This is a genomic window from Pseudomonas sp. DG56-2 (assembly GCF_004803755.1).
Classification (GTDB): Bacteria; Pseudomonadota; Gammaproteobacteria; order Pseudomonadales; family Pseudomonadaceae; genus Aquipseudomonas; species Aquipseudomonas auratipiscis.
In genome coordinates this window covers 2,584,744-2,599,270 of sequence record NZ_CP032311.1, presented here as the reverse complement: position 1 = coordinate 2,599,270, position 14,527 = coordinate 2,584,744, and the positions used below count along the sequence as shown (strand labels likewise).

At 60.3% G+C, this 14,527-nt stretch carries 11 protein-coding genes and 1 pseudogene; 3 read left to right on the top strand and 9 right to left on the bottom strand.

Annotation, left to right across the window (positions count from 1 at the left end; translation table 11 throughout):
• Positions 1 to 54: 54 nt before the first annotated feature.
• The 7 genes from D3Z90_RS11770 to D3Z90_RS11740 form a co-directional block, all read right to left on the bottom strand.
• Entirely contained in the window at positions 55 to 1,458 is a 1,404-nt protein-coding gene (locus D3Z90_RS11770; protein ID WP_136475956.1) for an amino acid permease, read from the bottom strand.
• Positions 1,459 to 1,660: 202 nt separating this feature from the next.
• A complete protein-coding gene (locus D3Z90_RS11765) occupies positions 1,661 to 3,916 on the bottom strand; it encodes an ATP-binding protein (RefSeq protein ID WP_136475955.1) in 2,256 nt (751 codons plus the stop codon).
• On the bottom strand, positions 3,913 to 4,686 hold the full coding sequence (locus D3Z90_RS11760) for an ABC transporter substrate-binding protein (protein WP_136475954.1): 774 nt from the start codon (positions 4,684 to 4,686) through the stop codon (positions 3,913 to 3,915). The genes D3Z90_RS11765 and D3Z90_RS11760 overlap by 4 nt, the downstream gene beginning before the upstream one ends.
• A 5-nt stretch (positions 4,687 to 4,691) precedes the next feature.
• The gene (locus tag D3Z90_RS11755) at positions 4,692 to 5,408 is read right to left on the bottom strand and encodes a response regulator (RefSeq protein WP_136475953.1); all 717 of its coding nucleotides are present in this window, start codon (positions 5,406 to 5,408) and stop codon (positions 4,692 to 4,694) included.
• Positions 5,409 to 5,479: 71 nt separating this feature from the next.
• Positions 5,480 to 6,124 carry a TetR family transcriptional regulator C-terminal domain-containing protein gene (locus tag D3Z90_RS11750; RefSeq protein WP_136475952.1) on the bottom strand — a complete coding sequence of 215 codons (645 nt, stop codon included), beginning with the start codon at positions 6,122 to 6,124 and terminating at the stop codon, positions 5,480 to 5,482.
• Positions 6,125 to 6,219: 95 nt separating this feature from the next.
• Positions 6,220 to 6,981: a class II aldolase/adducin family protein gene (locus D3Z90_RS11745; protein WP_136475951.1), complete on the bottom strand. Its 762-nt coding sequence runs from the start codon at positions 6,979 to 6,981 to the stop codon at positions 6,220 to 6,222.
• A gap of 72 nt (positions 6,982 to 7,053) precedes the next feature.
• On the bottom strand, positions 7,054 to 8,091 hold the full coding sequence (locus D3Z90_RS11740; RefSeq protein WP_136475950.1) for an ABC transporter substrate-binding protein: 1,038 nt from the start codon (positions 8,089 to 8,091) through the stop codon (positions 7,054 to 7,056).
• A gap of 185 nt (positions 8,092 to 8,276) precedes the next feature.
• Between D3Z90_RS11740 and D3Z90_RS11735 the strand changes: the two genes are divergently transcribed.
• The 3 genes and pseudogenes from D3Z90_RS11735 to D3Z90_RS11725 all read left to right on the top strand — a co-directional run bounded on the left by D3Z90_RS11735 (position 8,277) and on the right by D3Z90_RS11725 (position 11,665).
• Positions 8,277 to 10,226 (top strand): FAD-dependent oxidoreductase, encoded by a 1,950-nt coding sequence (locus tag D3Z90_RS11735; protein WP_136475949.1) that lies wholly within the window; start codon positions 8,277 to 8,279, stop codon positions 10,224 to 10,226.
• 72 nt (positions 10,227 to 10,298) lie between these two features.
• Positions 10,299 to 10,888: pseudogene (locus D3Z90_RS11730) on the top strand (helix-turn-helix domain-containing protein); the annotation flags it as partial.
• Positions 10,889 to 10,918: 30 nt separating this feature from the next.
• The gene (locus D3Z90_RS11725) at positions 10,919 to 11,665 is read left to right on the top strand and encodes an enoyl-CoA hydratase (protein ID WP_136475948.1); all 747 of its coding nucleotides are present in this window, start codon (positions 10,919 to 10,921) and stop codon (positions 11,663 to 11,665) included.
• A 39-nt stretch (positions 11,666 to 11,704) separates the two neighbouring features.
• On the opposite strand, the gene D3Z90_RS11720 is transcribed toward D3Z90_RS11725, so the two are convergent.
• Together D3Z90_RS11720 and D3Z90_RS11715 are read right to left on the bottom strand one after the other, a co-directional pair.
• Entirely contained in the window at positions 11,705 to 13,048 is a 1,344-nt protein-coding gene (locus tag D3Z90_RS11720; protein WP_136475947.1) for an OprD family outer membrane porin, read from the bottom strand.
• A gap of 44 nt (positions 13,049 to 13,092) precedes the next feature.
• Entirely contained in the window at positions 13,093 to 14,511 is a 1,419-nt protein-coding gene (locus tag D3Z90_RS11715; protein ID WP_136475946.1) for an amidase, read from the bottom strand.
• Positions 14,512 to 14,527 lie beyond the last annotated feature (16 nt).

The window sequence follows — 14,527 nt, the reverse complement described above, 5'->3', positions numbered from 1 at the left end:
AAGACAACGGCGACGGCGGAGCCCGTTTGATCGAACACCGCCGTCATACCGGCGTTATACCGAAGGCGCCAACACCACCTGCCGTTTGCGGTTAATGACGAAATACGCCGCGTAGCACACGGCGATGAAGCCAAAACCCCAGTACAGCGACGGCCGCTGTGTCTCATCCAGTGCCAGGAACACGAACAGCGAACTGCACAACGTGATGCACAGCAATGGTACCAGCGGGTACAGCGGCGCTCGGTACTTGAGGTCGCTCAGTTTGCCACCCTCAGCCAGAAAGGCACGGCGGAACCGGTATTGCGCCAGGGCAATGACAATCCAGGTCACGGTACCCGACATTCCGCTTACCGCCATCAACACCATGAACAGCGTGTCGGCCGCGATGAAGCTGGTCATCAGCGACACCAGGGCAAAGCACAGGGTAATGCTCAACGCCCGCAACGGCACACCTCGCTTACTCAGCGGCGACAAGCTCTTGGGCGCCATGCCCGTCTTGGACATCGCCCAGAGAATACGCGTCGAGGCATACAACCCGGAGTTGCCCACCGAGAGAATCGCCGTGAGGATCACGAAGTTCATCAAGTCAGCCGCGTAAGGGATGCCGACCATGTCGAACACCTGCACGAACGGGCTTTCCATCAGACCGGCCTGCTGCCACGGAACGATGGCCGAGAGCACCACAATGGCCAACACATAGAAGATCAACACGCGAAACACCACGTTGCGTACCGCACGTGGAATGCTTTTTTCCGGTTGGTCGGTTTCACCGGCCGCCACGCCCATGATCTCGCACCCCTGGAAGGCATAGACCACGGTCATCATCACGGCGAATACTGCCGATAAGCCGTTGGGGAACAGTGAATCACCAATCAGATTGTTCATCATCGGTGCCGGCTCACCACTGGTCAGCGGGATAGCACCGAAAATCACCAGTACACCGACGATGATGAAGCCCAGGATCGCCGCGACCTTGATGCCCGAGAACCAGTACTCCGCCTCACCAAAGGCGCGCGTAGCCAGGGCGTTGAGGCCGAACAGCACCACCACGAACAATGCCGACCAGTACCAGATCGGGACCTCGGGGAACCAGCGCACCATCAACATGCCAGCGGCGGTGAACTCCAGGCCGACCGTGGTCGCCCAGCTCATCCAGTAGACCCAGCCGATCATGAAGCCGGTGGCCGGACCGATGTATTTGGTGGCGTGGGCCTGGAATGAGCCAGATACCGGCATCTGCACCGATAATTCGCCGAGGCAGACCATCACCAGATACATGAGGAAACCTGCCACCAGGTAGGCCAGGATCGCCCCCACAGGCCCGCCCTGGTTAATGGTCACCCCCGAGCCCATGAACAGGCCGGTGCCAATCACACCGCCCAGCGACAGCATGAAAATGTGTCGGCTCTTAAGAGCCCGCGTCAGGTGTATGCCTTTACGATCGGTTGATTCGCTCATGTCGGCACCTCAGCAGTGGCGCAAAAGCGAAAGGGAAATACGGTGGCGCGGGGACGGATCAGCTATACGGCAGTTCATTATTATTATCTCCAATAAGCTTCGAAGACCGCGTGCAGCGGTTAGCGTCGATTATTGGAAAGCAATGTAAGGTGCGGTTGTACGTAAAGATCGAAGATGTAAAAAGTCGTAAGTTTTTTGTACATCAGCGTCGAAGCAACTGCTCCAACAACTGCAGGGCTCGCTGAATCTGCGCGAGTAGCGGTTCATGCAAACGCTCGAGCGCTATTATGTCACGTGCCATTGCCGCCTCTTCCAGGGCGCGCAACATCCGCGCCAGGCCACAGAACCCCAGCGAGTCGCTACTGCCCGCCAGGCGATGGGCCAAGTGCGCAACCTCGGTGCAGTCCTGCGCTGCCAGCGCCTCGGCCAGCACGCCTTGGTGCTGGGTTATCAAGCCCTGCAACACCGCCAGCAACCCTTGCAGTTTTTGTTCCCCGAGCAGTTCTCGGTGGGTCTGTAACAGCGACTGGTCGAGGTCCTGGTCCTCGACATCCGCTTCAGGCAGAGGCCCCTCGGCGGCCAGTGCCTGGCGCAGATTTTCCAGTTTCAGTGGTTTGCTCAGCACCCCTTGCATACCCGCCTCAAGGAACCCCTGCACCAACGCCGGTTGTACACTGGCAGTCAGCGCCAGTATACGTGAATGACGGTTCAGCCCCGGCGTTGCACGTAGCCGGCGACACAGTTCGACACCGCTGATACCGGGTAAATGCACATCGAGCAGGATCAGATCGAATCGCTGCTGACGGCACAATGCCATGCCCTGCTCCGCATCCGCTGCCAGCCAGACCTGATGGCCATCGCGCTTGAGCAATCCCTGAACCACATCTCGGTTCAACGCCACATCTTCGACGACCAGCACATCCAGGGCAGCAACTACAGGCGCCACTGGCAGTGCCAGCGCCTGTTGCTGTCCGGGGGCAAGGCTAAGTTCGAACCAAAAGCAACTGCCCTGCCCCTCTACGCTGTGCAAGCCGATCTTACCGCCCAGTTGCTCCACCAGGTGCTTGCTGATCGCCAGACCCAGGCCGGTACCGCCGTAGCGCCGCGCCACGGCTTCGCTGGCTTGGGTAAAGCGGTCGAAGATCTTCGCCTGCATGGCCTCGGCAATCCCGATACCGTTGTCGGTGACACTCACCCGCAGCTGTTGCTCGCCGTCTTGCTCGCCGAGCACCTGCACCTCAAGGTTGACCTGGCCTTGCTCGGTGAACTTGATCGCATTGACCAGCAGGTTACTCAATACCTGACGCAGGAATTGCTCGGCGCCATGTTGGCGTGCCGCCAGCCTCGTATCGATGTCACATCCAAGCGTACTGGTGTTGGCAAGCGCCCTGGGTTCGAGCAAGGTCATGACCTCGTCGCACAGCTGACGCAGAGAGAAATCGACAGATTCAGGATGGCTTTCGCCTTCCTCCAGACGCGCGAAGTACAGCACTTCGTTGAGAATGGTGAGCAACCCTTCGCCGGCCTTGTACAAAGCATCCAGACGTTTGCTGTCCTGCCCCTCCAGCTCGGCACCACGCAACAGCTCGGCCATGCCCAGAATGCCATTGAGAGGGGTGCGCAGTTCGTGGCTCATGGTCGCCAGAAAGCGCGACTTGGCGAGGTTCGCGGCTTCTGCCTCGTTTTTGGCGCGCATGAGACTGGCAGTACGCCGCTCGACCATTTTCTGCAGTTCATCGCGCTTGTCCTGCAACGCCAGACGATCGACTTCGCGCCGTTCGATATCACTGAGAATGGCCCGACGCATGTCGTCCAGAGCATGCGCTACGGTGTCGATTTCATCGAAACGCGCCGAGCGCCGCTTGTCCAGGCGCAACGGCTCCTGCCAGTCACCGGCCCCGACGCGGCGGGCAAACTCGGCCATGACCTGCAGGTGACGGGTGACCAACCGATAGAACAGCCCCGACAAGGCCACCGCCAGGCCGCACAGAAACACACTCATCCATAACAGGCTGGTGAGTCCGGTGGCGAACAAGCGTCGATGCACAGCGCCCAGGTCGATGCTGACTTCAAGCTCACCCAGGTGACGCACAGGCCCCGAGGGCGGCTGGAAGTCGAGCGGGAATCGCTCAATACGCAGCGGTCCCGGCGGGTTGGCCTCGCCTTGGAGCAGGTTGAAATCGCTGCTTATCAGACGCACCCGGGCCACGTCGGAGAAGTCCACCAGGCCACGCAATTGCACACTGATCTGCTCCTGATTGAGGTCCCACAAGCTACGTTCCAGGCTGGCCAGGTAGCCGACGCGGATCAACGCCATGCGGGCATCGATGTCACGCATCTCACGGCGGTACTCAAAATACAATTGAACCGTACTGGCCACGACGGTAAAGCATAAACTGAACAAGAGGATAAACAGCAGGAGCCGACGCAACAGGCCATCAGGCTGCAGGCGGATCATCGCGCATCTGCCGGCAAGTTGGTCATGTCACGGTAGGTTACTTCGCTCTGATGCAGCCAGCGTTCGATCTCGCCCGCGTCGGTCATGCGCTGCAATTGCTCATCGATCTGTGCCATATGCTGACTCAAGGGTGAGTGACGCGAAACTGCAACGCGCAGGTAATCCACGCTCAGGGCGGCTGGCAGCGCCTGAATATTTTCGGCACCCGGCAGGTGTTCGATGAACAACTGCCCGGTGCGACGTTCCTGAATGACAAAGTCGATCCGCCCGCGAATCAATTTGCCGAAATTCTGTTGGCTCGACGACACCCATTCGATGTTCTGCTGCCTGGCAACGAACTGGTCGAACTGTGCGCCGTAGCTTTCACCGAACAACAAGCCCCCGCGGTAGCCCGCCAGGTCCTGCAGCCGTTCGAATTTCACCGGCCGCTGACGGTTGACGAACACCGCGACTTCTTCGCGCAGCACCGGCACCCTGGAAAAGCGCATGTTCTGATCACGCTGGTCACTGTTGTAGGCCAGCACCACGTCCACGCGGCCCTCGGCGGCGTCGAGTAGACAGCGCTTCCAATTGCCCAGCACGACCATCTCGACCTCGTAGCCCAGGCGCCCGAACAACTCGCGCACCACCGTTGGCGCCAGCCCACGCACATGCTTGCCGTCACTCCAGGAAATCGGTGGATACACTGGGTAGTCGCAATAGCGAATACGTTCGCCAGCCTGCAGCAACGGTGCCAGCAACAGGACTACCAGGCCCCACCAGCGCAGCATGCTGGTCAGGCCGCGACGCTGGCGGTGAACAGGTAGCCGGCGCCGTGAATGGTAATGATCAGGTGTGGCTCAGCCGGATCATCATGCAGCTTGCGCCGCAGGCGACCGACCAGCACGTCGATGGAGCGGTCGTTGGGCACCCATTCACGGTTGCGGATCTGGTCCATCAATTGGTCGCGGCTCAGGGTGTGGCCGCTGTTGCGCAGGAACACGCTGAGCAATTGGAATTCGCCATGGGTCAGCAGCGTTTCGCCACCCTGGGGGTCGATCAACCGGCGGCGGTCGGTGTCCAGTGCCCAATCGGCGAACTGTTTCAGCGCATGGCTGCTGGCAGCCAGCGGTTTCGAAGCCTGGGCATGGCGAACGCGGCGCACCAGGTTCTTGGCCCGTGATACCAGTTCACGGGGGTTCAGCGGCTTGATCACATAGTCATCGGCACCACATTCCAGGCCGACAATGCGGTCGATGTCGTCGTTGCGTCCGGTGATGAGGATGATGCCGACTTCCGAACGCACCCGCAGCTCGCGGGTCAAGGTCAGGCCATCTTTACCCGGCAGGCGGATATCGAGCATAACCAGGTCAACACTGTGGCTGGCGAGAAAACTGTCGGCTTGCTCGGCGGTGTCGGCGCAGTGAACGTCGTAGCCTTCCTGAGACAGGTAGGCGTGCAGCAAGTCGCGAATAAGCGGATCGTCGTCGACGATCAGTACCCGAGGCGTCATTGCGTGTTGTCTCTTTTATAGTCGTTGTTATTTAACTCGCGACAGCAGCGTACCCATTACTGAACAATCGATCAACAGCCCTCGGTCAGGGTAAAACGCTTACGCCCCCCCGCTTGCAGACCGTCGACCCATGCCTCGCAAATCTGCACACCTTGTTCGGGCGTGAAGGTGCCGGGATTGAGCCCGGACTCCAGCCATAGACCGTCGAGCAAGGCGCTCAGGCTGATAGCAGCCAGATCGGCATTGAAAGCCTGCCAGTTTTCCTGTCTGGCAAGGTCTGCCAGCAAGCGACCGAGCTCGTTGCGGTACTCACCGTAGGAGTGATCGTGCACCTGATTGATGGCCTCGGCGGTCTTCACCGCGCCCCAGAATGCCAACCATGCATCGAGCAGTTGCGGGTCGAGCAATTCGGCACAGAACGATGCGCGAAAGAACGCCGACAGGCGCTCGCGTGCGTTGGGTGCGGCTTGGGCCATTGCTTCACGGATCAGCCCCATGACCCGGGCGGTAACGGCCATATAGGCTTCCGCTACCAACTCATCCTTACCCGAATAGTGGTGGCTGATCAGCCCCACCGACACGCCCGCCTCGGCCGAGATCTTGCGAATGGAGGCGCCCTGAAAACCATGGCGTTTCAAACATACCAAGGTGGCTTCGACCAGGTTGGCCTTGCGCAACTCCGGCACCATACGGCTGTAACGGGCTTCCTGGGACATCGGCAGGTCTCGTGGGGAATGGGGGTGATCGTGAGGCAGGCCCGCTCCGGCGCAAGCCCCTCGACACTGTTGAACAACTGTACAACAACTCTCACTCAGTCGCGATAGCCCGGTGCCACTCTATCGAGCAGCCTGAGCAACGCCGCCCACGCCAGTTGCATGCCATCCGGATCGCTCAACTCCCCTTGCTTCAGCACCCGGGCTGGCTCGTTGAACTGGCGCTCGGTATGGGCGCAGACCGCGTCCGACGGCAACACGATCTCTCCCGCAGCTTGCGCCGCGAGCTGGATCTCGCAGGCTTTTTCCAGATAGTACATACGCAGGAACGCCTGGCTGACGCTCTCCCCCACGGTCAGTAGGCCGTGGTTGCGCAGCATCAGTACCGATTTGTCGCCAAGGTCGTGTACCAGACGCTGCTGCTCGTCCATGTCCAAGGCTACGCCCTCATAGTCGTGATACGCGACCCTGCCGTAGAACTCCATGGAAATCTGGTTGACCGGCAACAGCCCGCATTGGAGCGCCGCTACCGCGCAACCGGCCTTGGTGTGCGTATGCAACACGCACTGGGCATCTTCCCGGGCACCATGAATGGCGCTGTGGATGACGAAGCCTGCCGGATTTACCGGATAAGCCGAGGGCTCTACGGCATTGCCTTGCAGGTCGATCTTGACCAGGTTGGAGGCACTGATTTCATCGAACATCAAGCCATAGGGGTTGATCAGGAAGTGATGCTCGGGGCCGGGAATACGCACCGAGATATGGGTGAAGATCAAATCGGTCATGCGAAAGTGCGCGATCAGCCGGTAACAGGCCGCCAGTTCTTCGCGCAAGCGCAATTCAGTTTCAGTCGGATTCATTGTTGTTGTTCTCAGGCAAAGGGCTGGCCAGACAATAGGGCTGGACACCGGCTGGTGTCCAGCCATCGGCATTTACTTGCTGGCCCAGGCGTTGAAGCGTTCTTCCAGTTCGTCACCGTGGTCGACCCAGAACTCGACGTTCATCGCCAAGGCCCCCTCAAGGTTTTGCTTGGAGGTAGGTACCCAATTGGCCAGGGTCGAATCCAGCTTCGCGGCTGCTACCGTATTGGTCGGCCCATAGGGAATTTCATTCACATAACGCACCTGGGTATCAGGCTGGTTGGCGAAGGCAATCAAGCGCTTGGCTTGATCGACATGCTTGGACCCCTTGATGATCGCCCAGTAGTCCATGCCATACAGGCTACCTGGCCAGACCAGCGCCATAGGGCTGCCCTGCTGCGCCGCGACCGCAACCCGACCGCTGTAGGTCGAGGTCATTACCACGTCACCGGCGCTGAGCCACTGCGCCGGCTGCGCACCGGCTTCCCACCACTGGATATAGGGCTTGAGCTCAGTGAGTTTGGCAAAGGCCCGATCGACACCTTGCTTGGTCGCCAGCACTTTGTAGACATCCTCGACCTTGACCCCGTCGGCCATCAGGGCAAATTCCAGGTTGTACACCGCACGCTTGCGCAGACCGCGCTTGCCGGGGGTTTTCTGGACATCCCAGAAGTCGGCCCATGAGGTGGGCGCCTGAGCCAGCTTATTGCGGTCGTAGGCAATCGCCACGCTCCACACCAGCACCGCCGAGCCACACTCCTGCGCGGCATCGGGAATCAGTTGTTCGGCATGCCCCATCTTTGCCCAGTCGAGATGTTCGTACATGCCTTCCTCGCAGCCGCGCATCAGGTCCGGACCCTCGATCTGCACCAGGTCCCAGTCGACGTTGCCAGTATCGACCATCACTTTGATCCGGGCCATTTCACCGTTGTACTCACTCTGAATCAGTTTACTGCCGTCCTGGGCACTGAATGGCTGGAAGATCGCCGCATCCTGAGCTTTCTGGCCGGCACCGCCGTAAGCGACCACGACCATGTCCGGCGCCGCCTGGACGTTGCCAAGACCAAGGGCAAGCAGCCAGGGTGAGAGTTTGAGCAGATTCGATGTCATCGGTGATTCCTCATGCTGGTACCGCGTGGGAGGCGGTCCTTTTTCTTGTTGTTGGTGAGGTACGCCCCAGGACTCGGGGTGAATCGAAAACTAGTCAATGGCTAGTAAAAAAACAAGTTGATTTTTTACTTACGGTACACTTTTATAGAAAAATAAAAACTACAAACCGCTGGAGCCTGTACCCCATGTCGACCTTCAAGCACCTGTTCGAACCGCTGCACATCCGTGGCAAACGCCTGAAGAACCGCATCATGTCCAGCGGGCACGACACCTCGATCCCCACCGACAACCTGGTCAATGAACGTCTGATTGCCTACCACAAGGCCCGCGCTGAAGGCGGTGTCGGCCTTATCGTGCTGCAAGTGGCCGGGGTGCACGACAGTGCGCGCTACACCTCCCACGTGCTGATGGCCACCGACGACGCCTGCATCGAGGGTTACCGGCGCCTGGCCGACACCTGCCATGCCCATGGCACCGTGGTGCTATCGCAGATTTTTCACCCCGGGCGGGAAATCATGGAATCCAGCGATGGCCTGCTGGCGGTGGCGTACTCAGCCTCGGCGGTGCCCAATGAACGCTTCCGGGTCATGCCGCGCGCCCTGGACCAGGCGATGATCGACGAAATCGTCCAAGGCTACGCCGATGCCGCCCGCCGCCTGCACCAGGCCGGGCTCGATGGCGTAGAAGTGGTCGCCAGCCACGGCTATCTGCCCGCGCAGTTCATCAACCCGCGGGTCAACCGGCGCACCGATGGCTACAACGGCGGGCTTGAGCAGCGCTTGCGCTTTGTCCGTGAAGTGATTGCTGCAGTGCGCGCCGCGACCGCGCCTGACTTTATCATCGGCCTGCGTATCAGCGCCGACGAGCGCGATGCCGAAGGCCTTAGTGAAGACGAATCCTTGTCCGCGGTGCAGGCGCTGCAAGCAGCGTTGGACTATGTGCATATCGTCGCGGGCACCTCGGCCTCGCTCGGCGGCGCCGTGCATATCGTCCCGCCGATGGCCATCGAAGCTGCGTACCTGGCCCGTGAAGCCGGCACCTTCAAGGCCAGCCTGGCAATTCCGCTGTTCGTCACCGGGCGTATCAACCAGCCCCAGGAGGCTGAACTGATTCTTGCCCGTGGCCAGGCCGATGTCTGCGGCATGACCCGTGCACTCATCTGCGATCCGCAGATGCCGAACAAGACCGACAGTGGTCATGCCGAGGATGTTCGCGCCTGCATTGCCTGCAACCAGGCGTGTATCGGCCACTTTCACCGCGGCCTGCCGATCTCCTGCATTCAGCACCCGGAAACCGGGCGGGAACAGCAATTCGGCGAGCTGCAAGCAGCGCCGGTGCGCAAACGCGTAATGGTTGCCGGGGGCGGCCCGGCGGGTATGAAGGCCGCCGCGGTGGCCGCCGCGCGCGGGCATGCAGTCACCCTGTACGAAGCCCGTGCGCAATTGGGCGGCCAGGTGCAATTGGCGCAATTGCTGCCGCGACGCGCCGAATTCGGCGGCGCCAGCACCAATCTGCAACGGGAGATGCAACTGGCCGGCGTCGAAGTGGTACGCAACGCTCGCGTGGATCGTGCCCTGGTCGAACGTGAAAAACCGGATGTGGTAATCGTAGCTACCGGTGCCGAACCCTACTGGCCAGCCTTCGAACGCGGTGGGGAGCTGCAGGTGGTCGACGCCTGGCAGGTGCTGCGTGAAGAAGTCAGCCTTGGCCGCTCGGTGTTGGTGGTGGACTGGCGCTGCGATTGGATCGGCCCTGGCATTGCCGAACGCCTGGTACGTGCCGGGCATCGGGTACAGTTGGCCGTCAACGGCACGCACTGCGGCGAAAGCCTGCCGCTGTACGTGCGCGACCAGATGGCCGGAGAGCTACATAAACTTGGCATCGACATTACCCCTTACGCCCGTCTTTACGGTTGCGATGACAACACCGTGTACCTGCAACACACCGCCAGCGGCGAGCCGATGATCGTCGAGAACATCGATACCCTGGTGCTGTGCCAGGGCCATCAGCCGGTCGATACCTTGGTCGATGAGCTTGCAGGCCTGGTAGAAGTGAAGCGCATCGGTGACTGCCTGGCCCCGCGCACCGCCGAAGAGGCCATCTACGAAGGATTGAAGGTCGCCTGGACGCTCTGAGCCTGTTTATACTCCGGGGCTTTGCAGCGTGCGGTTCGGAGCACCCCATGAGCAACAGCAGCAAGATGCCGCACGCCAGCGCCGTCCCCCAGCAGGATGGCACTGGTGCCCCGCAGTTTCTCGGCACCCGCATTCGCGGCCTGCGTAAACGCCGGGGCATGACCCTGGCGGAGTTGGCCCGGCAGAGCGAGCTGACCGCTGGCTACATCAGCCAGCTAGAACGCAATTTGTCCTACCCTTCGATTCCGGCGCTGTTCAACATCGCCCGCAGCCTGGGCGTGACCATTCAGTGGTTTTTTGCCAGCGAGACCAGCACCGACCCGCAGGACAACGGCTATGTCGTGCGCAAGAACAGCCGCCTGAGTGTGCATTATGAAGATGGCATCGTTGATCAGTTGCTGACCCCGCCGCCCAACCGCGAGCTGGAGATGCTCCACTCACGCTTCCCGCCTGGCACCTACAGCCAACAAAGCTACAGCCACGATGGCGAAGAAGCCGGCTATCTGTTGTCCGGCAGCTTCGAGCTTTGGGTGGGCGAACGTTACTTCCAGCTCAACGAAGGCGACAGTTTCAGCTACTCCAGCCAGGAGCCGCACCGTTACGGCAACCCAGGTGAAGTCGATGCCGTAGTGATCTGGGTGATCACACCACCCACTTTCTGAATCCAACGACAAGAACAACAAAGGCTTGCCATGATCAACCTGATAATTCACGACCTGAACAACGGCTTGCTGACCCTGACCTTCAATCGGCCAGACAAGCTCAATGCCATGAACAGTGCCATGTATACCCAACTGGCCGACCTGCTATTGGCGGCCGATGGGGACGCACGGGTAGACGTCATCATCATCACCGGCGGTGCCCAGTGCTTCAGCGCCGGCAATGACCTCAAGGACTTTCTCGACAATCCACCCTGCGACATGGACAGCCCGGTGTTTCGCCTGATGCGCATTGTCATGGCGCTGGAAAAGCCGTTGATTGCTGCGGTTTCGGGCGCTGCCATTGGTATCGGCACTACCCTGCTACTGCATTGCGACCAGGTGCTGGTCAGCCGTACAGCCAAATTGCGCATGCCATTCGTTCCCCTGGGGTTATGCCCGGAATTCGGTTCCAGCCTGTTGCTGCCACGGCTGCTTGGCCATGCACGTGCTGCGCGGTTGTTGTTGTGTAACGAGTTACTCAATGGTGAACAGGCGCTGCAATGGGGGTTGGCCAACGAACTGCATGACGATGGCGAGCAGTGCCTGAACGCTGCTGTGCAATTGGCCCAACGCCTGCAAAGCCTGCCGCAAGAGGCATTGCGGATCAGCAAGCGCCTGCTCAAAGACACACACCGCCAAGAGCTGGACGCTTGCGTGCGCCGCGAAGGCCTGCTGTTCATCGAGCGTTTGCACACCCCGCAAGCCCAGGCTGCACTGCGCGCGCTGGTCAAGGACTGAACCTGCCGGATTAACTGTGAAAGCGGGCTTGCCCCGCGCTCAGAATATTTTCACCGGTACATTGATCACCAACCGTACCTCGTCATAACTGCCATCAACCTGCCCCCCCTCGGCACGGTGGTTATAGACGATGGTGCGAAACACCGAGCGTTCAAGCCACCCTGATTGCGCTACATACGCCAGCATCAAACCATTCTCGGCATGGCTGGCGTTATCCAACCCGCGCACGTTATAGCCGGTATTACGGCCCTTGCGATCGCCGCGGTAGTGACTGCCATCAATGCTCCAGCCCTTGGCATGCCAGAGGCTCATGCTCAGCCCCGGTACCCCGAGTGGTGCGAAGTCCAGGTCATAGCGCACCTGCCAGGACTTTTCGTTCGGTCCGTTGTAATCCGAGTACAGCGAATTGGCCATGTAGTTGCCCGTCGACTCCCAGACGTAGTCGAAGTACTCGTCACCGAAGATCTGTTGCCAAGCCAGGGTCAAGCTATGCGCCTGGTGGGCCACGCCAAGGGCCAGGCTGTAAGCGTCGTTGTCGATATAGCCCAGGTGCTGCGCCCCCTGATCCTCGGTGTGGTAGTAATTGAACGCGGTTTTCAGCGCCAGGGTTGCGCGATCACCGACCTGCAGGCCGACTCCGAGGTAGGTCTGCTGCCACATATCTTCGAAGCGCGAAGCGTACAAACTCATCTGCGCACCTTGGGCCAGTTTCAGTTGGCCGCCGAGATAACTGATGCGCTCGCCCGAGTACTGGCGGTTACCGAAGGTGGTCGTCAGGCGCTCACTGCCCGTACCGGTGCGCGGTATTGCGCGCTGGAAGCTGCCCGCCTGCAGTGACACACCTTCCACCTCCTGACTGTACAGCGCCACGCCTTGAAAGCTCGAAGGCAGGGCGCGGTTGTCCTTGTAACGCAGGATCGGGTTTTCGGTCATCACCCGGCCCACCTTGAGCTCTGTATCACGCAGGCGCACCTTCACATCGGCCACAGCCAATCGACTCCAGGTGGATAGCGCATCACCGGCGCTATCAACCAGCACCCGATCAGCGCCGTTGGCGACCTTGCCGTGCCCACGCTCAAGATTCGCCGCGCCAAACACGCTGGCGTCCAATCCAAAGCCGACGACACCCGCGGTATAGCCCGAGCGCCAGCCCAGCATGGCGCTCTGCACCCAGGTTTCACGTACCCGGGTGGGCTGCAACCGGCCGGGTTTCTGAATCCCCAGGTAAGTCGAGCGCTGGGTGTGCTGATAGGCGTAATAGTGGCGCAGATCAAGATCCAGTTGACTGTCGGCAAGCAAACCACCGGCCTCCACGCCATGTGCCAGGCTACTTTGCCATGCCCAACCGCTGGCCAGTCCCAGCAGCAATAAACGAACATCCATTTCAAACAAACCTGTAGAGAGGGCATCGCTTCCTGCGTTGCGGCTTACGACATTGGCGGTGCTGGCCAATTGATGATCGGCCCCCGCCAGTTTTCATAGGTCTTGGCTATTTGCAGCAACCAATGATCAGCAAAGCGTGGTCCAACCAGTTGCAGGCCGATAGGCATACCCAGGGCGGTGAATCCGCAATTGATCGACAGCGCCGGTTGCTCGCCCATGTTCCATGGCAGGGTAAAGGCGATGTGCTCGAACGGCTGCGCCGGATCATTGGTTGGCGATGCCCAATAAGCCGGGAAAGCGCTGACCTGATTGGTGGGCGACAACAGCAGGTCGAACTCGGCAAACAATGCAGCGGCGCGACGGCGAATTTCAAAGGTCTGGTTAAAACCTTCGACAGCCTGCTGCGCATTCAGGGTCTGCGCGCTTTCGGCCCATTCGCGAATGTACGGCAACATCCGCTCCATTCGTTGCGGCACCAGTGACTGCAACTGGCTCCATTGCCGCGCCCGCCAGAAATTGTCGACCCCTTGCAGCAACGCCCGGTTCATCACCGGTGCCACCTCTCGCACCTGCGCGCCATGGCGTTCAAAAAACCGCGCGGCCTCACGAACTGCGCCTAGCACTTGATCACAGGGTTCAAGACCGACACCGGGATCAAGCATCAGGCCGACTTTCAAGCCTTGCACCGATTGCGTCGCCAACGACCAGTCGCAGGCCTGGAACGGCAGGCTGGTGGCGTCTCGTGCATCGGGGCGGCTCAGATAGCGCATCATCAATGCGCAGTCGTCCAGGGTACGGGTCATCGGACCGGCGCAGCGGCCAGTATAGTAAGGGTCGATAGGAACGCGCCCCAAGGTGGGTTTGAAACCCACCAACCCGCACCAGGCGGCGGGCAGTCGTATTGAACCACCGATGTCGGTACCGATGTGCATCGGGCCGTAACCGGCGGCTGCAGCGGCCGCAGCGCCAGCACTTGAACCTCCGGGATTGCAGCTCAGGTCCCACGGGTTGCGCGTCAACCCATGCAGACTCGACAGCCCGGACGACAACATGCCGAAGTCAGGCACGGTGGTCTTGCCGAGAATGATCGCGCCCGCCTCGCGCATGCGTGCCGCCGGAGGTGCGTCAACACGTTCGGGTACCGGTTCGATGGCCGCGCAACCAAGGTTATTGCAATCGCCCTTCGTGTTGATCAGTTCCTTGATGGTAACCGGCAAACCATCGAGCATACCCAGAGGACGCCCTTGGCTCCAGCGCCGAGTGGAGGCTGCTGCCTGCTCATGAACCTGCTGCGCATCGAAGGTGTACAACGCATGCAGGTAAGGCTCCCAGCGCTGGATATGGGCAATCAAATGCTCATGGTATTCCAGGGGGGACAACGCTTTGTTGGCGAACAGGGCAAGCAGTCTTACAGCAGACACATCGTGCAGGTCGCTGACAGCATTCTCACGAAGGGTGTTCATGGCGTCTCCAGATCCT

Excerpts from the sequence above, each read along its gene's own strand:
- D3Z90_RS11770 (WP_136475956.1), bottom strand. The coding sequence starts at position 1,458 with ATGAGCGAATCAACCGATCGTAAAGGCATACACCTGACGCGGGCTCTT.
- D3Z90_RS11765 (WP_136475955.1), bottom strand. The coding sequence starts at position 3,916 with ATGATCCGCCTGCAGCCTGATGGCCTGTTGCGTCGGCTCCTGCTGTTT.
- D3Z90_RS11760 (WP_136475954.1), bottom strand. The coding sequence starts at position 4,686 with ATGCTGCGCTGGTGGGGCCTGGTAGTCCTGTTGCTGGCACCGTTGCTG.
- D3Z90_RS11755 (WP_136475953.1), bottom strand. The coding sequence starts at position 5,408 with ATGACGCCTCGGGTACTGATCGTCGACGACGATCCGCTTATTCGCGAC.
- D3Z90_RS11750 (WP_136475952.1), bottom strand. The coding sequence starts at position 6,124 with ATGTCCCAGGAAGCCCGTTACAGCCGTATGGTGCCGGAGTTGCGCAAG.
- D3Z90_RS11745 (WP_136475951.1), bottom strand. The coding sequence starts at position 6,981 with ATGAATCCGACTGAAACTGAATTGCGCTTGCGCGAAGAACTGGCGGCC.
- D3Z90_RS11740 (WP_136475950.1), bottom strand. The coding sequence starts at position 8,091 with ATGACATCGAATCTGCTCAAACTCTCACCCTGGCTGCTTGCCCTTGGT.
- D3Z90_RS11735 (WP_136475949.1), top strand. The coding sequence starts at position 8,277 with ATGTCGACCTTCAAGCACCTGTTCGAACCGCTGCACATCCGTGGCAAA.
- D3Z90_RS11725 (WP_136475948.1), top strand. The coding sequence starts at position 10,919 with ATGATCAACCTGATAATTCACGACCTGAACAACGGCTTGCTGACCCTG.
- D3Z90_RS11720 (WP_136475947.1), bottom strand. The coding sequence starts at position 13,048 with ATGGATGTTCGTTTATTGCTGCTGGGACTGGCCAGCGGTTGGGCATGG.
- D3Z90_RS11715 (WP_136475946.1), bottom strand. The coding sequence starts at position 14,511 with ATGAACACCCTTCGTGAGAATGCTGTCAGCGACCTGCACGATGTGTCT.